General features: G+C 35.4%; 21 protein-coding genes and 1 other RNA gene. 6 read left to right on the top strand and 16 right to left on the bottom strand.

Annotation, left to right across the window (positions count from 1 at the left end; all coding sequences use genetic code 11):
- Window positions 1-76 precede the first annotated feature (76 nt).
- The 11 genes from ACZZZI_RS16050 to ACZZZI_RS16100 form a co-directional block, all read right to left on the bottom strand.
- Complete coding sequence (locus ACZZZI_RS16050; protein WP_463489988.1) at window positions 77-1,489, bottom strand: sigma-54-dependent transcriptional regulator; 1,413 nt, start codon at window positions 1,487-1,489, stop codon at window positions 77-79.
- A gap of 361 nt (window positions 1,490-1,850) precedes the next feature.
- Window positions 1,851-2,229: RNase P RNA component class A (gene rnpB, locus ACZZZI_RS16055), an RNA gene on the bottom strand.
- A 59-nt stretch (window positions 2,230-2,288) separates the two neighbouring features.
- Window positions 2,289-2,711, bottom strand: a complete 423-nt coding sequence (locus ACZZZI_RS16060; protein ID WP_463489989.1) for a c-type cytochrome — start codon at window positions 2,709-2,711, stop codon at window positions 2,289-2,291.
- A 93-nt stretch (window positions 2,712-2,804) separates the two neighbouring features.
- Window positions 2,805-3,455 carry an SCO family protein gene (locus tag ACZZZI_RS16065; RefSeq protein ID WP_463489990.1) on the bottom strand — a complete coding sequence of 217 codons (651 nt, stop codon included), beginning with the start codon at window positions 3,453-3,455 and terminating at the stop codon, window positions 2,805-2,807.
- A 322-nt stretch (window positions 3,456-3,777) separates the two neighbouring features.
- Complete coding sequence (locus ACZZZI_RS16070) at window positions 3,778-4,041, bottom strand: YHS domain-containing protein (RefSeq protein ID WP_316760752.1); 264 nt, start codon at window positions 4,039-4,041, stop codon at window positions 3,778-3,780.
- Between the two features lie 5 nt (window positions 4,042-4,046).
- Window positions 4,047-4,502 (bottom strand): hypothetical protein, encoded by a 456-nt coding sequence (locus tag ACZZZI_RS16075; RefSeq protein ID WP_463489991.1) that lies wholly within the window; start codon window positions 4,500-4,502, stop codon window positions 4,047-4,049.
- A 5-nt stretch (window positions 4,503-4,507) separates the two neighbouring features.
- The gene (locus ACZZZI_RS16080; RefSeq protein ID WP_316760746.1) at window positions 4,508-5,485 is read right to left on the bottom strand and encodes a transporter family protein; all 978 of its coding nucleotides are present in this window, start codon (window positions 5,483-5,485) and stop codon (window positions 4,508-4,510) included.
- A complete protein-coding gene (locus tag ACZZZI_RS16085) occupies window positions 5,448-6,485 on the bottom strand; it encodes a cytochrome-c peroxidase (protein ID WP_463489992.1) in 1,038 nt (345 codons plus the stop codon). The genes ACZZZI_RS16080 and ACZZZI_RS16085 overlap by 38 nt, the downstream gene beginning before the upstream one ends.
- Window position 6,486: 1 nt before the next feature.
- The gene (locus ACZZZI_RS16090) at window positions 6,487-7,257 is read right to left on the bottom strand and encodes an MbnP family protein (RefSeq protein ID WP_463489993.1); all 771 of its coding nucleotides are present in this window, start codon (window positions 7,255-7,257) and stop codon (window positions 6,487-6,489) included.
- 200 nt (window positions 7,258-7,457) lie between these two features.
- Window positions 7,458-7,772, bottom strand: a complete 315-nt coding sequence (locus tag ACZZZI_RS16095) for a hypothetical protein (protein ID WP_424059975.1) — start codon at window positions 7,770-7,772, stop codon at window positions 7,458-7,460.
- A 267-nt stretch (window positions 7,773-8,039) separates the two neighbouring features.
- On the bottom strand, window positions 8,040-9,776 hold the full coding sequence (locus ACZZZI_RS16100) for a phospho-sugar mutase (protein ID WP_463489994.1): 1,737 nt from the start codon (window positions 9,774-9,776) through the stop codon (window positions 8,040-8,042).
- Between the two features lie 264 nt (window positions 9,777-10,040).
- On the opposite strand from ACZZZI_RS16100, the gene ACZZZI_RS16105 reads away from it, so the two are divergent.
- A complete protein-coding gene (locus ACZZZI_RS16105) occupies window positions 10,041-11,354 on the top strand; it encodes an aspartate kinase (protein WP_316760732.1) in 1,314 nt (437 codons plus the stop codon).
- Here ACZZZI_RS16105 and ACZZZI_RS16110 read toward each other — a convergent pair.
- The gene (locus ACZZZI_RS16110) at window positions 11,343-11,507 is read right to left on the bottom strand and encodes a hypothetical protein (RefSeq protein ID WP_344765976.1); all 165 of its coding nucleotides are present in this window, start codon (window positions 11,505-11,507) and stop codon (window positions 11,343-11,345) included. The genes ACZZZI_RS16105 and ACZZZI_RS16110 overlap by 12 nt on opposite strands.
- 165 nt (window positions 11,508-11,672) lie before the next feature.
- Here ACZZZI_RS16110 and lysA point away from each other — a divergent pair, with 165 nt between their 5' ends.
- Window positions 11,673-12,827 carry a diaminopimelate decarboxylase gene (gene lysA, locus ACZZZI_RS16115; RefSeq protein ID WP_424059971.1) on the top strand — a complete coding sequence of 385 codons (1,155 nt, stop codon included), beginning with the start codon at window positions 11,673-11,675 and terminating at the stop codon, window positions 12,825-12,827.
- Between the two features lie 67 nt (window positions 12,828-12,894).
- On the opposite strand, the gene ACZZZI_RS16120 is transcribed toward lysA, so the two are convergent.
- The 3 genes from ACZZZI_RS16120 to ACZZZI_RS16130 are packed head-to-tail and all read right to left on the bottom strand — an operon-like array spanning window position 12,895 to window position 14,768.
- The gene (locus ACZZZI_RS16120) at window positions 12,895-13,107 is read right to left on the bottom strand and encodes a hypothetical protein (protein ID WP_316760722.1); all 213 of its coding nucleotides are present in this window, start codon (window positions 13,105-13,107) and stop codon (window positions 12,895-12,897) included.
- A gap of 48 nt (window positions 13,108-13,155) precedes the next feature.
- Window positions 13,156-13,536: an SRPBCC domain-containing protein gene (locus tag ACZZZI_RS16125; RefSeq protein WP_316760719.1), complete on the bottom strand. Its 381-nt coding sequence runs from the start codon at window positions 13,534-13,536 to the stop codon at window positions 13,156-13,158.
- Window positions 13,537-13,577: 41 nt separating this feature from the next.
- Entirely contained in the window at window positions 13,578-14,768 is a 1,191-nt protein-coding gene (locus tag ACZZZI_RS16130) for an acyl-CoA dehydrogenase family protein (RefSeq protein ID WP_424059965.1), read from the bottom strand.
- Between the two features lie 111 nt (window positions 14,769-14,879).
- On the opposite strand from ACZZZI_RS16130, the gene ACZZZI_RS16135 reads away from it, so the two are divergent.
- Both ACZZZI_RS16135 and ACZZZI_RS16140 read left to right on the top strand, forming a co-directional pair.
- Window positions 14,880-15,248, top strand: a complete 369-nt coding sequence (locus tag ACZZZI_RS16135; RefSeq protein WP_463489995.1) for a dihydroneopterin aldolase — start codon at window positions 14,880-14,882, stop codon at window positions 15,246-15,248.
- Between the two features lies 1 nt (window position 15,249).
- The gene (locus ACZZZI_RS16140) at window positions 15,250-16,659 is read left to right on the top strand and encodes an FAD-binding oxidoreductase (RefSeq protein ID WP_463489996.1); all 1,410 of its coding nucleotides are present in this window, start codon (window positions 15,250-15,252) and stop codon (window positions 16,657-16,659) included.
- Between the two features lie 340 nt (window positions 16,660-16,999).
- Here ACZZZI_RS16140 and ACZZZI_RS16145 read toward each other — a convergent pair whose 3' ends face one another.
- Window positions 17,000-17,485: an acyl-CoA thioesterase gene (locus ACZZZI_RS16145; protein WP_344765971.1), complete on the bottom strand. Its 486-nt coding sequence runs from the start codon at window positions 17,483-17,485 to the stop codon at window positions 17,000-17,002.
- Between the two features lie 68 nt (window positions 17,486-17,553).
- Here ACZZZI_RS16145 and ACZZZI_RS16150 point away from each other — a divergent pair, with 68 nt between their 5' ends.
- Both ACZZZI_RS16150 and ACZZZI_RS16155 read left to right on the top strand, forming a co-directional pair.
- A complete protein-coding gene (locus tag ACZZZI_RS16150) occupies window positions 17,554-17,988 on the top strand; it encodes an Hsp20/alpha crystallin family protein (protein WP_463489997.1) in 435 nt (144 codons plus the stop codon).
- A 247-nt stretch (window positions 17,989-18,235) separates the two neighbouring features.
- Window positions 18,236-19,552 (top strand): nicotinamide mononucleotide adenylyltransferase, encoded by a 1,317-nt coding sequence (locus ACZZZI_RS16155; protein WP_316760703.1) that lies wholly within the window; start codon window positions 18,236-18,238, stop codon window positions 19,550-19,552.
- Window positions 19,553-19,643 lie beyond the last annotated feature (91 nt).

Below are 19,643 nucleotides of genomic sequence, written 5' to 3' on the forward strand. Positions count from 1 at the left end.
AAATAAATTAAGATAAATCTCAATATTTCAACTTCCTTTATTTTAAATCTCGCTAATAATTCCTCCTTTTAGAGGGCTAGGGAGTATCAGCTCTTTTCAATCCAAATTTTTCGATCTTACTATATAAATGACTTCTTTGAATATCAATTTCATCGGCAGTTTTTGATACATTCCAGTTATTTTTCTCCAACTTAAATTTAATAAATTCCTTTTCTGCGTGATCTTTATAATCCTGGAAATTATTAAAACTATCAAAAGATGATGACATACCTGAACCGTTGTTATTATTTGCAATTTGCGCACTTGTTGCGGCACCAATATTGGTGCCACCACCTGGGTTAGCAAAAGCACGTACATCATTTTCCGTGATTACTTTATCACTTAAAATAATTAAACGTTCAATCATATTGTGCAGTTCACGTACGTTTCCTGTCCAGGGTAAAGCCTGCAAAGCTGCCATACCGCCGTCGTTAATTTTTTTAACAGGCATTCCGTAATCATTACAAATGCTATCTAAAAAGTTTTGTGCAATAACGGGGATATCATCTGTACGCTCTGCTAAATGCGGAACATGGATATTAATTACATTTAATCGGTGGTACAAATCCATACGGAAATTTCCGTCTTCAATTTCTTTTAACAAATCTTTGTTGGTCGCCGCCAAAACACGAACATTTACGTCAATTTCTTTTTCGCCACCTACACGAGATATTTTATGCTCTTGTAAAGCCCTAAGCACTTTTGCCTGCGCAGAAAGGCTCATATCGCCGATTTCATCCAAGAATAAAGTTCCGCCGTTAGCCAGTTCGAATTTTCCGATACGTTGCTTTACAGCTGATGTAAAGGAGCCTTTTTCGTGTCCAAATAATTCACTTTCAATTAATTCTGATGGAATTGCCGCACAGTTAACCTCGATTAAAGGACTATCAGCACGGTTTGACTTTTCGTGTAACCATCTTGCAACCAGTTCTTTACCACTACCATTGGCTCCGGTTATTAAAACACGAGCCTCCGTTGGAGCAACACGTTCAATGGTTTCTTTTATTTTAGAAATACTTTCAGATTCGCCTAAAATTTCACGGGTTTTACTGGCTTTACGCTTTAAAACTTTGGTTTCTGTAACTAAAGTTCCACGGTCTAAACCATTACGAACAGTGATTAATAAACGATTTAAATCAGGTGGTTTCGAAATAAAATCAAATGCGCCTTTTTTGCTGGCCTCAATGGCGGTTTCAACCGTACCGTGACCAGAAATCATAATGAACGGCAAATCTGGCTTGATAATTTGTGCCTGTTCAAGCACTTCCAAACCGTCCATTTTATTCATCTTGATATCACAAAGAACGAGGTCGAAATTACCTTTTTTAATCATTTCAAGCCCGTCGATGCCATTATCTATGTCTTCAACGTCGTAATTTTCGTACTCTAAGATTTCGCGTAAGGTACTTCTTATTGCCCGCTCATCGTCAATAATTAATAGTTTGGCCATTTAATATTTGTTTATGCTAATTGAGTTACGAATATATTATTTTTTAATTAATGTATAGTTTTTCATACAATGATTTAGGCTATAAACGAGAAATCAATGAAAAGGTTTTATCAGATTTGAAATAATATCTGAGTTTGGCTGTAAGTTTATTTCTACAAGTTTTTATTTAATAAACCTGATGTGAACGGTATACTTTTTTGTTTGCAGCAACCTTGAATAGACTGTCATTCTGGGGCACGAAGAATCTGCTTCATAGCTGCAGATGCTTGGTACCTCAGCATGACAGCAATCGCAAAAAAGATATAGTAAGCAACAGGGCTGAAGCAGACGAAGAAGTACCGTTTTAGCTTTCCGAAAAAATAAAAAATGCAGGTCTATAAGCCGGGTTCTGTTTTCTGATTACTCAGAATTTCTATCATTAATCCACTGTAAACGTTGCCGTTTACCTCTAACGACCTACCCACTAACATCGGACGGGCAGCCCTACATGCGTTAGCCTATTTGGTCTTTCAACGCTCGGGGTTTACAAACCACTGCAGTCGCCTGCAATGCTCGTGCGCTCTTACCGCACGTTTTCACCCTTTCCCAACTTGCGCTGGGTGGTATATTTTCTGTTGCACTAATCCGTAATTCAGGTTTTCATTCCTAAATCCCTTTCCGTTAGAAAGCGAGATGCCCTATGTTGCCCGGACTTTCCTCTCTCTCGATAATATCGAAACAGCGATAGAACAACCTGCATTTTGGGCAAAGATGGATTTTTTTAACCAAAAAGACAGCAAAAACAGAGAGATTTTTTCTGCTATTTACAATTTTGTAATTGCGTAGAAACTTCTGTGTAAGGAACAAAACCTTGATTGTTTCCAAAAGAATTGGTTACGAAAACCATTACCTGAGCAATATCTATATCGGCCAGTTCGGGGAAAGCAGGCATTTTTTCCTTGTATTTTTTACCATGGATTACCATGGTTTCGTTAGCACCATTTTTAATAAAACAAGCCAAACGTGTTTTGTTGGTTTTTAGAAATATAGAATCGGTTAAGGGTGGTGCTAACTGACCTAATCCTTCACCATTTACACCATGGCAGTTTTGGCATTTAGCCTTATAAATATCTTTTCCGTTCGACATATAGTTTTGTAAATCAATGTCTTTTTGGTTTTGGCAAGAAATGATTATAGCTATAACAGATAGCAGAAAAATGGAATTGATGATGTATTTGCGCATTTATGTTTTGTTAGAATTAACCACAGATAAGCAATGATCAACACAGATTTTGATTTTTATCTGTGTTTTATCCTTTTCATCTGTGGCTAAAATTTATTTTTTATACTCAGCCAATAGAACTGGAATATCTTTTTTCAGTTGTTCAACCTGATCTTCTTTCGTACCATCGTAAGCACCACGAATACGTCGGTTTTTATCCACTAAAATTAAATAACCCTGATGAATATAGCCATCTTTAGCGGTACTATCTTCGCCAACAGCAACTAAATAATTTTTCTCGGCTAAGGTATAAACGCTGTCTTTACTGCCATAAAGAAATTGCCACTTTGCACCATCAACGCCTAATTTTTGAGCGTATTTTTTCAAAACTGATGGTTTGTCGTATTTGAAATCAATAGTATGCGATACAAACATAACATCAGGATTAGTTTTGAAATCCTTATAAACCGTCATTAAGTTGCGATGCATGGTTGGGCAAATGGTTGTGCAAGAAGTAAAAAAGAAATCGGCTACATAAATTTTACCATCGGTTATTTTATTAGTAGTTAAAACACTATCCTGGTTTAAAAAAGCCCAATTTGGAATGGTTTGATAAACGGTATCAATTTTTTCTACACCTGCGGCATCTTTAATGGTTTCTGCATGGCGCTCGCCATAAAACGGAAGTTTTTTATCTTGTTGACATGATGAGAGTGCAACTGCTGAAACCAATCCTATGGCAATGGAAGAAATAATTTTATTCATGATTTGATTTTAAAAATGTAAATATACACCTCTGTTTTGCAGATGGCAATTAATTGATGCGTGATTTGTCCACTAATCTCCATTTTAATAAGTGATGGTGATGTAATTAATCAACGCGGTAACTGGTAGTAACTTGTGCTATAATCGGCAGGTAGCTAAAACCTACCTTGTTCGTGTATTGTTCGTCTCTTGTTCGTCTCTCGTTCGACTAAACTCAATGCAAACACGATTGAAAGACGACCATTACAGATACAAAAAACGATCTTGTTATCCGCCAGAAGTAGCCTGATTAGCGCCCTGTTCACTACCAATGTTTTTCTTGTTATTTAGTAGGTACGTACTTAGAAGGTGTAGCCATAAATTTCTGTTTACAACCTTCAGAACAAAAATAGTAAGTAGTCTTCTTGTAAACTGAACTTTTCGCAACATTTGGTTTTATTTTCATCTTACAAACCGGGTCAACAACTTTTTTCTGTACGGAATCAGTAAACGATATTTCTTTGTATTCAATTTTTGGGTCGGCATTTGATTTTAAGCCTAATGTAATCAACGCGACTAGAATTATTAACGATGTTATTGCTTTCATTTTTTTTAATGCTTATGGTTAGAAATTTTCATCTTATTAGCTGGATCTACATTGAAAATGTTCAATAAAGAATCTGATTCTCGGGTAACTTTAATGTATGCATCTTCAACTGCACGAATTTTTATCATTTGCGATTTGTAATATTCCAAATCTTCCTGCTCATTTTTTCCTTTAAAATCATCATTAAAGAAATGCATCCAATCCATCATATTTTCATCTGCTTTGTTTAAACGGATAATTAAATCTGCAACGGTTAACGAATCTTGAGTAGACTTAATTTGATTAGATTTTAAAACCGAATCTAATTTCATTCGATTCTTGATTACTTTTTCGCCATCAATCATTAATTTATCGTGGATATTTAAAACTTCTTTCTTAATGTCATTTGCTTTAGGCTCCGTTTTACACGCACTAAATAGTAAGATTAATGCCGAAGCAACTATTGTTATTTTCTTTTTCATTGTTTTTAAAAATTATAAGTAATTCCTACATAAACTTTTCCTGCACTCATCGGGTGGTCTGTTTCTGCTTCCCAAATATTTTTTTGTACTCCTGCATTAAGGGCAACGTTTTTATAAAAAATATCAGCACCGATGCCACCCATTAAATTATTCATTACATGTTCGCCAGTTTTAACGCCGTTGTACTTTTCTCCGCCAGAATATTCATAGAAAAATTGAGCTGATGGCATTATCTGAATATCTTTTCCGATTCTTTGTGTATAAAAAATATTCAAAAAACTCGTTGTACTGTTTGCAATTCCCTCATCGCGATTATTAGTTCCATTTACTTTGTACGACGTATTTAAACTCGCTCCAAATTTTCCCAAACCAACCATGTAGTTTAAGTAAACAAAACCATCAGTACTCCCTGTTCCAGCTTGTTGCAAGGATGAATAACGAATGCCTGAAGTGTTTTTGAAATTGTTTTTACCTGTTGGAAGTTTAATACCCGCACCTGCAATAAGTTGCTGCTTAAAATTATCCTCTAGTTTTTGCACAAGGTGATAACCTGCGTATAAATTTACATCGCCAATTCCACCAACGGTAGAAGTATAACCATTGTAACGTTCGCTGTTTGAAACATAAGGCAGGATTGCGTTAATTTCTAATTTGCTGTTAATGAAATATTTTCCTCTAATCTCCATTGAGCGGTATAATTCGTAATCATCTGGATTTCCAGCATGACCAGTTATTGGCGAATCCTGATTTCTAGCGGGAATAAAAAATTTGCCTCCATTGGGGAACAAGGAATGCGATTGACCATCGTAACCATTAAATGAACGGTAGCGATACAGCAAACTGATACTGTTTCGATTGTAATAAGGCGTAATCCCCATAAAACAACCGCAAATATCACAGGCAAAAATATTGCTGCTGATTAAAAGAAACGCAATTATTAATAATTTACGATTCGCTATATAATGTATTTTTGATAAACTCATTGTCGGTTAGTGTTTTTAAAAATGCTTTGATTTGTGCCCTTTCTGAGCTGTTTAACTGGATGCCATTTTTTAACGAAGGATCTAAATTTTGAGCTGCTTGTATTCCATAATTGTAATGCTCTAAAACTTCATCTAAACTGTAAAAACGGCCATCGTGCATATACGGACCTGTATATTCGATGTTTCGTAAACTTGGAACACGAAACGTTCCGAAGTCGCTCTGCAGGCCTGTAATGTGCGATCTGCCTTCATCGGTACTCACTAAATCCAATCCATTATTGCGATAAGAAAAATCAGTAAAAAAAGGTTCAGCATGGCAGGAAGTACATTTGGCTTTGAAAAGCGTATAACCAGTTTGTTCTTCGGCAGTAAATGAAACACCACTTTCTTTACGCATCACTTTATCGTACTTCGAATTTCCAGAAACCAAAATGCCCATAAACTGTGTAAATGATTTTAATACCAATTGTGAATTGATTTCTGTTGAACCAAAAGCCTGCTTAAACATTTCAGGGTAGGGCGCTGTACCTTTCAAAAACGTAATGATCGTTTGAATATCAGTTCCCATTTCGCAAGCATCTGTAATAGCATTTAAAGGCGATGTTTCGAGGTTTTTTACACCGCCATCCCAAAAGAATGCTTTTTGCCACGCCAAATTGAAAAGGGGTGGAGCATTTCTTTTTCCCTGGCAATTATTTACACCATGGCTCACTTTATGGTCGAGATTTGCAAACGCCGCAAATTGCTGGTGACAACTTCCACATGAAACGCTTTTATCGGCTGATAAACGGGCATCATAAAAAAGTTTCTTACCTAACTCAAAACCTGCATTGGTTAACTTATTTTCCTCGAAATTGTATGCTGGAGCAGGGAAATTAGACGGAATGATAAAAGATATATTCTTTTCTTCCGGCTTAATTTCAGCTTCATTTTTGCTGCAAGCATACATCAACGCAATGCTTAAAAAAAGCACTGCGAAGACGATTGATTTCCTCCACATATTAATTGTGAATGTGATCCAGGCGGAATAAACCCTTTGTGTAATTATTAGCCACAATTACCGAATTGGCACCACCCATAGTAAAGTTTAATGTAGCAAAACTTACATCAGTTGTACCCGTAAATAGCGATGCTGCATTTACGATAAAGTGCATATCTGGTTTTGAATCTACTCTAATTCTTAACGGATTGGCTGAGTTAATTTCCGTAGAATATGTTCTAATCGTATTATTTGGATCAATTACGCCACCAATATGAAAAGTTAAGGCATTACCTGCCGCTGTTGATTGTGGCGAAGTGCCTTCTAATTTTACAAAAATGTAGCCGCTGTTCCAGGTCCAGAACATGCCATTAATAGGATCTAAGGCACCAGTTTGTGCGCCTGCAAAATTACGGGCATAATCTACACCAATAGTGTATTCGATCTTGGTATAATCACCTGTAGGTACATTATTTACGGTGATTAATTTAGATGCTGCTTTAGATTCATCAACTAAAAAGTAACTTTCTGGAATAAGATAAGTTGTACCATCAGCTTTGCTTAACTTAACATTACTTACATAATATTTGAAAACATTGATTTTGAAATCTTCGCCTTTGGTGTTTTTGTAAGTTGCTGTATTTAAAGCTAAAGAAGCACCATTTACCTGATGTTCGAACTCTAAAGTAAAACTTGATTTTGTATCTGTAGAGATTTCATCATCGCTTTTTTTGCATGACGATAAAAGTATAATAGGGCATAATAATGCCAATAAGTATTGTGATAATTTCATATCTGAAAATTGAATAAGTGAATTTATAGTCCTATGTTATTCTGAATGCAATGAAAAATCTCTAACACTTTAGTAGAAATTAACGTTACAGCAGAAAACAAATTAATAGCTATTGGCTTTGAGATTCTTCGCTGTGCTCAGTATGACAAATAGCCAAACATGCGAGAGCAAGACCCACGCAATGAATAAATAAAAATACTTTAAACGATTTTCGGCGGATGAAAAATAGAAATAGAAAGGTCTTTAATTGGTTTTTCGAGATAACCACTTTCTGATTTGATAATGAAATAATGGATATTATGATTAATACCTACAACCTGGAATTCTGGTTCGGCCTCAATTACTCTTTTTAAATTATCTTGTGTCTGTTTGTTCTTGCCATCTAAATCTTTCAACTTTTTGGCTAGAAAGCACTGTCCATCGCAATGTAACTCTGGGTGTGCTTTATTGATACAAAATACGGATGTGATATACTCCTTATTCATTTGATAACCTGAGTACACAACCAATTGCATGTAGCAATTTGAAATTGTACAGATTACCAGAAAAAATATTAGGACTTTTTTTAACATTTTATTGCTGCAAAAGTATTAAAGAAATTGATTGCAGCAAAGAAAATAGAGAATTACTTTGACCGTTGATTGAAATCAACGGCAATAAATACGTATAAATCTGGAAAGACAGGACCAGATGTTTCGATTATCAAATTTACTATTATAAAAAAAACACAGATGAAATTATCCATCTGTGTTCATTCTTTTTTATCTGTGGTTTAACGAGCCTTAAGCCTGCAAATCTGCCATTACAGCTTTAATCTTATCGCCTAATTCTCCGTTTACTTTTTCGAAATCTTTTTTATCAGCTAAAGGTGCATTTACACTACAGTAGAATTTAATTTTTGGTTCTGTACCACTTGGGCGAGCAGAAACAATACTTCCATCTTCTGTAATAAACTGTAAAACATCTGAAGCTGGATAATCTAATTTAGTTACTTTTCCTGTAGCCAAATCAGTTTCCTGACCTAGTTCGTAGTCTTTTAAAACAGAAACTTTAGAGCCACCTAACGATACAGGCGGATTATTTCTGAATTTCTCCATCATTGCCTTAATTTCTTCAGCACCAGTTTTACCTTTTTTGGTTAATGAAACTAAATCTTCTTTATACAGGCCGTACTCAACATACATATCCAAAAGCGCATTGTATAAACTAGCACCTTTATCTTTGTAGTAAGCAGTCATTTCAGAAATAAACGCAGCAGAAACAACAGCATCTTTATCGCGAACTAATTCGCCCACCAAATAACCATAACTTTCTTCACCGCCTGCAATAAAAGTTTTTTCGCCTTGTAGTTTAGTAATGATTTGTCCAATCCATTTAAAACCAGTTAAAGTATTAAAGTACTCCACGTTTTTAGCATCGCAAATAGCTTTAATTAAACTGGTGGTTACAATTGTAGAAACTACATATTCTTTACCAGTTAACTTACCTTTTTCTTCCCATGCCGAAACAATATAATTGATTAATAAACTGCCTGTTTGGTTTCCGTTTAGTAATACCCATTCGTCGTTATTATCTTTAACAGCAATACCAACGCGGTCAGCATCAGGGTCTGTTGCTAAAACTAAATCAGCATCGATTTCCTTAGCTTTATTCATTGCCAAAGTTAAAGCATCTTTTTCCTCTGGATTTGGGTAAACAACCGTTGGGAAATTACCATCTGGTTTACTTTGCTCTTCAACAACTGTTACGTTAGTGAAACCAAATTGTTCAAGCGCTTTAGGAACTAAAGTAATTCCTGTTCCATGAATAGGTGAGAAAACAATTTTTAAATCATGTTGTCTTTTAATGGCATCAGGAGAAATTGAAAGCGCAGTAATGCCATCTAAATACAATTTATCTACTGCCTCACCAATTAATTCAACGTTTGTATCAACTCTATCGAATTTAACTTCGTCTATGCTTTGAATTTTATTTACCTCGTCGATAACCAATTTATCATCAGGAGCAGTAAACTGACCACCATCTGCGCCATAAGCTTTATAGCCGTTGTATTCTTTCGGATTGTGCGATGCTGTTAACATTACACCACTCTTGCAATTGAAGTGACGAACAGCAAAAGATAATTCTGGCGTTGGTCTTAAAGCTTCAAAGAAATAAACGTGAATTCCGTTAGCAGAAAAAACATCAGCAGTAATTCCAGCAAAATAATCAGAATTGTTTCTACTATCGTGAGCAATGGCTACACTAATTTTTTCGCCTGGGTATTTGTTGTTTAAATAATTCGCCAAACCCTGTGTAGCTGTTCCAATAGTATATTTGTTGATGCGATTAGAGCCAGCACCCATTATTCCGCGTAAACCACCAGTACCAAACTCTAAACTTTTATAAAATGAATCGGTAAGTTCTGTTGTTGCATTTTGGTCGACAAGGGCTTGTATTTCAGCCTTTGTTTTTTTGTCGTAATTGCCGCCTAACCATTGATTAATGGTCGCTTGTGTTGATTGATCAATTGATTGCATTGAGCTTTATTTTAATTTAATATCTGGTGTTGAACAAAAATGTATGCCTGGAAGTTTGGTTGTGATCAAAATAAATTAAACTTTCCCAAATTTTATTTTGTTGAGGTTGTTGCTTTTAAGCTTGTTTTGCTTATTTTCACGCCCCGATACAATAATAAAGAAAATCCAGTATTAAAAATGAGACAACCACATTTTTTTATTGTCTGGTAGGCACGATGTAAAATTGTGTTCTTTTTATTACAGCTAAAAATAATAACTAATTAGATGAAAATTTTAAAATTTGGGGGTACTTCAGTAGGTAGTCCCGAGCGCATGACGAAGTTGTTGGATATCATTAATCCAAATGAAGAGCAAATTGTAGTGTTATCAGCCGTGTCTGGTACCACAAATAGCTTAGTGGAAATTTCAAATTATTTTTTAGCTGGAGATAAGAAGAAGGGAAGCGAGTGCGTCGAAAATTTATATCAAAAATATAAGGATTTTGTAATTGAGCTTTTACCAGCTTCCGATTTTCAGGAGATGGGAAATGAGGTGATCGATTATCATTTCAGTTTTTTAGCCGTTTTAACCAACGATATTTTCACTTCGATTGAAGAGAAAGTTGTTTTAGCGCAAGGCGAATTATTGTCTACAACCTTATATCATATCTATTTAAAATCAATTGGTGTAGAATCTGTTTTATTGCCTGCATTGGATTTTATGAAAACGGATGAAGATAATGAGCCAGATATTCCATTTACAACTAAACACTTAACACCATTATTAGAACAACATAAAGGCAATAAATTATTTATTACACAAGGCTTTATCTGTCGTAATAGTTTTGGCGAGGTAGATAATTTACGTCGTGGAGGAAGTGATTATACTGCTTCTTTATTAGGTGCTGCAATTCTTGCAGAAGAAGTTCAAATCTGGACAGATATCGACGGAATGCACAATAACGACCCTCGTATTGTTAAAGGAACCAAGCCAATTGCTCAATTATCTTTTGATGAAGCAGCTGAGTTAGCTTATTTTGGAGCAAAAATTTTGCACCCACAATCAGTTTTTCCAGCGCAGAAATACAAAATCCCAGTTCGTTTATTAAATACTATGGAGCCAACAGCTGCAGGTACTTTAATTACGCACGATAGCGAAAAAGGAAAAATTAAATCGATTGCCGCTAAGGATGGAATTACAGCAATTCGTATTCAATCGAGCAGAATGTTATTGGCGTACGGCTTTTTACGTCGTGTTTTCGAAGTTTTTGAGCGTTATAAAACACCAATCGATATGATTACGACTTCGGAAGTTGCCGTTTCGTTAACGATTGATGAAACTGGAAATCTTTCGAAAATTATTGAGGAGTTAGAGGGTTTCGGAACTGTAGAAGTAGATACCAACCACAGTATTGTTTGTGTTGTTGGCGATTTCGGCTCAGAAAAGCATGGTTTTGCCAGCAGAGTTTTAGAAGGTTTAAAACACATTCCAATTCGGATGATTTCTTACGGAGGAAGTAATTATAACGTTTCGTTACTGATTTTAAGTGAGTATAAAACTGAAGCCTTGAGAAGTCTTCACAACAGATTATTCGAATAATAAGAAGAATGCAGCAATAATAAAAAGCAAGCCCATTAAGCAATGAAAGGCTAAAAAGTTTGCGGGTAACATTCCGTTTTTATATTTCTTGTAGGAGTTAAATAATCCAGCTGAAATAATTAGAAAGACAAATATGGCTGCTGCTATCTTCATTTTTTGATAAATAAAAGGAACAATGCAATTAGGAGTAACACGATAAAAAATCGGATTTTTCCGTTGTATTGCTTTTGGGTAATTCTTCCATGCTTTAAATCGAGGTAATTACCCAAATAAATAAGCCCAAAGAATAAAATTAAAATTATAATAAGGAATTTGAACATGTTCGCGGATAAAGATATATCAAAGTTTAACAATATAGAAACACCTTTTTACTATTACGATACAGAGTTATTGCAAAAAACATTGCGTACTTGCGCAGATGCAGCAGCTCCTTATCAGTTTCACATCCATTATGCACTTAAGGCAAACTTTAATTCGGTTTTGCTAGAGCAAATTAAAACCATTGGATTTGGTGCAGATTGCGTGAGTGCAGGAGAGGTGAGAAGAGCTGTTGAAGTTGGTTTTGACAACAAAAAAATCGTTTTTGCTGGTGTAGGTAAATCTGATAAAGAAATAAATGAGGCTTTGGATTTGGATATTTTCTGTTTTAACGTAGAATCTATTCAGGAACTGGAAGTTTTAAATGAACTTGCTGCAGCGAAAGGCAAAGTGGCACAAGTGGCTATTCGTATTAACCCAAATGTTGATGCGCATACACACCACAACATTACAACAGGTTTAGATGAAAATAAATTTGGTATTAATTCTTGGGATTTACCCGAATGTGCTGAAACTTTAAAAGCATCTGCAAGCCTTAAGTTTTTAGGAATTCACTTCCATATCGGTTCTCAAATTACAAACCTCGATGTTTACAAGAATCTTTGCGTTCGTGTAAACGAATTTGCAACCTGGTTTGAGGATAAAGGTTTTAGTATCGAAGTTTTAAATGTGGGCGGTGGATTAGGTATTGATTACCATAACCCTGATCATCAAGTGCCTGATTTTGAATCTTACTTTAAAATCTTTAACGAATTTTTAGAGGTTAAACCTAATCAGGAAGTTCATTTTGAGTTAGGAAGAGCTTTAGTTGGTCAATCGGCTTCGTTAATTACCAGAGCTTTATACATCAAAAAAGGGAAAAAGAAAAACTTTGTGGTTTTAGATGCAGGTATGACTGAGTTAATGCGCCCAGCGTTGTACCAAGCATATCACAAAATTGAGAACTTAACCCGTGGTAATGGAAATGAAATCAAGTACGATATAGTTGGCCCAATTTGCGAAAGTACTGATTGTTTCGGTAAGGAAGTTGAGCAACCAGAATCTTTTAGGGGAGATGTTTTTGCCATTCGCAGTGCTGGTGCTTACGGAGAAGTCATGGCATCAAAATATAACTTAAGAGATGCAATAAGATCTGTTTATAGTAACGATATATAGTGCTTTGCCACATTGAGCTTGTCGAACAGCAATAATGCGTTTCGACAAGTTCAGAATGGCAATTTTTCTATTTTCTTTTCGAGGCTACGAATACAAACACGCCTGCAACCAGAATTATCCCGCCAACATAAGGAGGCCAGTTAACCGATTTCTCTTTATCTGCTGAAATTTGTATCGGACCAGCATCCACAATTTTCTCTTTTCGAGTGTAAGAAAAGCCAGTCCAAACCAGCATGGCTATTCCAACAATAATTAATATAAGTCCTACGGTTTTATTCATGATTTTATAAATTGGTTAAAATCAAAACAGCAAGACTGGCTTTATGTTTTATTCGTCGAAGAAATCTACTAATCCGCCGATAAAATATTCTTCAATTCCTTCGGTAAAATCAGTAAAATCTTCGTCAGGAATATTGGTTTGTTTAAATTCTAAAGATGTTCCAGATTTTTCTGCATGAAGCTTTATAGTAACAATGGATGGTTCTCCATCTTCGCCAAAATACCATTGCTGTACAATTTTTTTATTGGTTTCGAACTCTAGGTTTTTACCAACAATATCTCCATCCCAAAAAGAAAATTCAGTATCTGGCTTTTCTTCAAATTCAACTTCGGCACCAGTCCAAAGTTTTATGCTAATATCTTTTGTTAGTGCTAAATAAACCTCTTCAGGTGTGGCAGGTATGTAGGTGTATTTTTTGTAATCTCTCATCAACTATTAATCTAATTTTTATTCTATTAAAATTCTGCTCCTTATTTAAAGGCGTTTAATCCTGTAACATCCATACCTGTAATTAGTAAATGTATATCATGTGTACCTTCGTAAGTCACTACCGATTCCAGGTTCATCATGTGGCGCATAATAGAGTATTCTCCAGTAATTCCCATTCCGCCCAACATTTGGCGTGCATTTCGGGCAATATCTAGAGCGATTTCGACGCTATTTCTTTTGGCCATAGATATCTGTTCAGCAGTTGCACGGTTTTCACTTTTAAGTGTTCCCAAGCGCCAAACCAATAACTGACCTTTAGTGATTTCTGTAACCATTTCGGCCAATTTTTTTTGCTGCAACTGGAATCCGCCGATTGGTTTTCCAAACTGTATTCTTTCCTTTGAGTAGCGCAATGCGGTATCGTAACAATCCATTGCAGCACCTAAAGCACCCCAGGCAATACCATAACGAGCTTGGTTTAAGCAACCTAAAGGGCCTTTCAATCCACTAATTTCTGGAAAAACATTCTCTTTTGGAATTTGAACATTATCAAAAACCAGCTCGCCAGTTGCAGATGCCCTTAAACTCCATTTATTATGTGTTTCTGGTGTAGAAAAACCGTCCATTCCACGTTCTACAACCATTCCACGTATTTTTCCTGCTTCATCTTTAGCCCAAACTACAGCAATATCTGCAAATGGCGCATTACTAATCCACATTTTTGCACCATTTAAAATGTAATGAGAACCTGCATCTTTTATGTTGGTCACCATTCCACTAGGATTTGAACCATGATCTGGCTCTGTTAATCCAAAACAACCCATCATTTCGCCACTGGCTAATTTGGGTAAATACTTTTTACGCTGTTCTTCAGTTCCATAGGCGTAAATTGGGTACATCACTAACGAACCCTGAACAGATGCAGTAGAACGAATGCCTGAATCGCCACGCTCAATTTCTTGCATTAAAATTCCGTAAGCAGTATAATCCAAACCTGCACCACCATATTCTACTGGAATTGTTGGCCCAAAAGCGCCAATATCTGCCAAACCTTTTATTAAATGTTTCGGAAATTCGGCTCTTTGAGCATAATCTTCGATAATTGGACTAACTTCTTTTTTTACCCAATCTCTTGCTGTTGCACGAATTAATTTATGCTCATCTGTTAGCAATTCATCTAACAAATAATAGTCTGGGGCCTCGTATAAGTCTTTTTTTACTGATTTGCTCATTATTTATTCTAATTTGGTTATGATAAAGCGTTCATTTCAAAGGTAACAATTTACGGCAATGGGTATTATATTCATGAATAAAAATTTAATTTTGCAACATACAAAACATAGATGAACCACTTTAAACAAACCGTAGCCTTAAAAGATGTGAAATGCTTTGCCCTGCACGGATACTATCCAGAAGAGCAATTAACAGGAAATCATTTTATTGTTGATTTGGAAACCGAATTTTCGCCAATTGGTTTTGATGATGAATTAGGCCAAACGGTTAATTATGAGGATTTAAATTCCATCATTCTGGAGGAAATGAAAATCACTCAAAAACTTTTAGAAACGGTTTTGAAAAATATCATTTTAAAAGTGATTAAGCTTTATCCTTTTGTAGAAAAAATTGATGTGAGTATTAAAAAACTCGATCCGCCAATGCCAGGCCAAATCGGCCATTCTTTTGTTAAACTAACCTACACACCAACTAACTAAAATGAACTTTACCAAAATAAATGCCGAAATCTTAACAGAAATTAAACAAGCAATTGGTGCAGAAAAAGTATTTACTGATGCAGAGAGCCTGGATAATTACAGTCACGATGAAACGGAAGATTTACGCTACCAACCCGAAGTTGTGGTTAAACCCGCTACCGCTGCTGATATTTCTGCATTACTGAAAATTTGTAATGAAAAGCATATCCCAGTAACTCCTCGTGGTGGTGGAACAGGTTTAAGTGGCGCAGCCTTGCCGATTTATGGAGGTGTTTCTTTATCAATGGAAAAGTTTAAGGCTATTATTGATATTGATACAGAAAACTTGCAAGCTACGGTTGAGCCTGGCGTAATTACCGAAGAGTTTATTAATGCTGTTGCAGAAAAAGGCTTACTATATCCTGTAGATCCAAGCAGCAAAGGTTCTTGTTTTATTGGTGGTAATGTTGCTCATGGTTCTGGCGGACCAAGGGTTGTAAAATATGGCACAATTCGAGAATATATTTTAAATCTTGAGGTTGTTTTGCCTAATGGCGATATCATTTGGACTGGCGCCAATACCTTGAAATATGCATCGGGTTATAACTTAACCCAATTGATGATTGGTTCGGAGGGGACATTAGGCGTGGTAACCAAAATTGTAACCAAGCTTTTGCCAAAACCTAGCCAATCAGTTTTAATGATGGGTTCATTCGCAACTAATGAAGATGCTTGTGCTGCAGTTTCTGCCATTTTTAGAGCAGGTGTAACACCATCAGCTTTAGAATTTATGGAGCGAAAAGGAGTGGAGTGGGTAATTAAATTTGATGATATTAAATTCGACTTAAAGGATGATGTTGCTGCCTTATTAATGATCGAATTTGATGGTGATGATTTAGACGACATTTTTAAAAATTGCGAAAAAACCAACCTCGTTTTAGAAGAACACAACTGCTCTGAAGTATTATTCGCAGATAGTGCCCAACAAAAGGAAGAACTTTGGCGGATGCGTAGAACAATGGCCGAATCTGTAAAGTCTAATTCGGTTTATAAAGAAGAAGATACTGTTGTGCCTCGTGCCGCTTTACCTAAGCTGGTAAATGGCATAAAAGAAATTGGTGCTAAATATGGTTTCGAAAGTGTTTGTTACGGTCACGCTGGCGATGGAAATCTACACGTAAACATCATCAAAGCTGGAATGAGTGATGAGGACTGGACCAATAAGTTGAAATTTGGCATCAAAGAAATTTTCGAATTAACCACTGCTTTAGGCGGTACTTTATCTGGTGAGCACGGAATTGGCCTAGTTCAAAAAGAATTTATGCCTATTAAATATTCCGAAATTCACTTGAGTTTAATGCGAGGAATTAAACAGGTTTTCGATCCGAACGGAATTTTAAACCCAGGAAAGATTATGCCTGATAAATTGTAGTTTTTTGTTTGAAAAATTTTGGAAATGTAAGTTTCAATCTTTGTGGCAATTGTAGTCCCGCCATTTGCTATAGCCCTCGTAAAAAAAACTCGGGGCTGCCGCTCCTGTCGGGTTTAAAGTTAACGGATTTTACCAGGCCTCTTGGCAACTGTAAATAATTGTAGTTGCCAAGCTACCCTAAACGGGATTGAAACGATATCCTTTTTAGCCTGTCATTCTGAGCGTAGTCGAAGAATAAGGTTAAAAAGATTTAGTGTAAAGCCCGACTAACATTAATTGTTAGTGAAAATTTGCTTTTCAAGGCCTCCAAAAACGTAACAATCGAATTTATATTTACAATTTACGATAATTGTTCAAATCCAACCATTTTTTGCTTTTCAGCAGTTGGGATAGCCGTTGGTCTTTTAGTTGCATAATCTATAGCAATGCAAACGGTTTTGCCTTTGCTGCAAATCACTTCCTCGTTGCCCTTTATTTTTACGATTTGATAATCTAAATCAAAACTGGTTTCTCCAATTCTTGAGGTTTTAACATGGATGGCAATTTTATCGTTCATTAAAATCGGCTGAATATAGTCTAACTCCGCATGAGCGATTACAATTCCTGTTTGCTTCCAATCCCATTTTACAATTTCTTCCCAATACTTGGTTCTGGCAATTTCGAGGTAAGTAAAGTAAACAGAATTGTTTACATGTCCCATCATATCAAAATCAACAAAGCGCAGATGAATATTCGTTTTATAATTGAATTTGTCTGAAAAACGATGTATTTCTGTCAATTTGTCTTTTGATTTGGATTTATTTTGCCAAAATGTCTTAAAAATCATAAATATTTGGTTTGGTATGTAAGTTGAATAATGGTTTGTATCAATTAAAAAAAATAAAAATTAGAGATATGACACTTGTAAATTTTAACAACAGAACCCGCAACACAGCTCCTTACTTTAACAATGTTTTCGATTCATTGTTTAGCGATGCAGTAACTAAAAATAAAATGGTTGATAAATCGCCAAACGTAAATATATACGAAAACGAAACTGCTTATATTATTGAGTTGGCAGCGCCAGGTTTAAAGAAAGAAGATTTTCAAATTAATTTAAAAAAAGACACACTTTCTGTTTGGGCAGAAGTTAAAAAAGACGAAACCCAGGTGGCTAAAGATTTTACTCGTAAAGAATTCGATTTCAGCTCATTTGCCAGATCGTTTAATTTACCAGATACAGCTGATGGTGATAAAATTACTGCAGAATATAGAGACGGTATTTTAAATATCAATATCAGCAAAAAAGACGATGCTAAATTACAACACAAAGAAATTGTAGTATCGTAATAAAGATATTCTAGAAAGAGGGTTTTTCATAATAGTTTAGTTTAGGTAAAAGGTTATGAATCTTGCATCAGAAGATGAGTGAGTTTGGTATGTTGAGTAACTGATGCAGGTTTCATAATAGTTTAAGTTTAGGTTTTATAAGGTTAGCATTGGATGATGCTAACCTTATTTTTTTGCATTGTATTTAGATTGATTTTATTTTGCATTCTTAAAATCAGCTTAATATCATTTTTTGTACTTTTGCGGCATGGAAAGAGAAATTCTGGATACTAAACGTAAAGCATTAAAAATAAACCTCGACCCAAGAATTTACGGCACATTTGCTGAAATTGGTGCAGGTCAGGAAGTTTCTAGAAACTTTTTTAATGCTGGCGCAGCATCTGGAACAGTTGCTAAAACAATGTCGGCTTACGATATGACTTTTAGTGATGCTATTTACGGAGCAGAAGCTAACGGGCGCTATGTTAGTCAGAATAGGCTTTTGCAAATGCTCGACCATGAATTTGGGTTGTTAAATGAACGTTTATCTGGCGAGAAGTATGAAAGTCGTACTTTTTTTGCTTTCGCAGATACTGTTACCACTTTAAATTATAAACGTACTAACGAACCTCACGGTTGGGTTGGCCTTCGTTTTCAAAATGAACCTGGGGGTTTACCAAACGAAATATTCTTTCACGTTCGATTGCTTGATACAGACGTAAACATGCAGCAGCGTGTTTTAGGTATTATTGGGGTTAATTTGGTTTATGCGGCTTTTTATCTCTATCAAGATCCTAAATTAATGGTAGAATCTTTGGCTGATAACTTAACTATTGGATCGGTAGAAATCGATTTAATTTCAGTAAAAGGTCCAGCATTTCCAGAGGTGAATAACATCTTGCTTAATCTTTATATGATTATGAAAGATTTTTCTGCCGCTGCAATTTTCGATGCTGATGCACATCCTCGTCAGGCAAAAGATTTATTGTACAAAAAAGATATAATGATTTTAAGAACCAAGTATGGTCAGAAGTCGTTACCAAATTTTAGCTTATTTAATAAAGCAACAGAACAATTTAAGCGTACCAATAAAGTAGAGGATGGCAATATTGCTGTTATGATTGAGGTTTTATTAACCAATGTTTTATCAGATGACAACGAAACGCCTGATGATATCGATTTAGAGTCTGTTGCCAAACGAGCTCAGGAAATGTGCGATACAGGTAACATTGTAATCGTATCGAACTTTACCCGCCATAATCGATTGGCTAAATATTTAGCCCGTTGTAAGCCTAAAAGTGTTGGTTTAGCTACAAATATTAATAACCTGAAGTTTGTATTTAATTCTTCGAACTTTAAAGGCGAAAATTATTCGGGCCAGTTATTGAGTTATGTAAACGATATGTTTAATACCAATGTTCGATTATTTGCTTATCCTTTTTTAGATAAAAAAACCAACCAGGTTATTACTACTGCTAATATGCCTGTTACACCAGAAGCCAAACCACTATTCGATTTCCTTTTGATTAATCATTATATCACCGATATTGAGGATTACGCTGAAAATGATGTAAAGACAGTTTAACTTTAACATTTTTTATTTCAATCTATTATTTGCTAAAATCTGAAACTAAAAATAGGTTAATGCAGATAAAGTATTTGAAATAGCTTGGGTT

The organism is Pedobacter sp. AC190 (genome assembly GCF_979258025.1).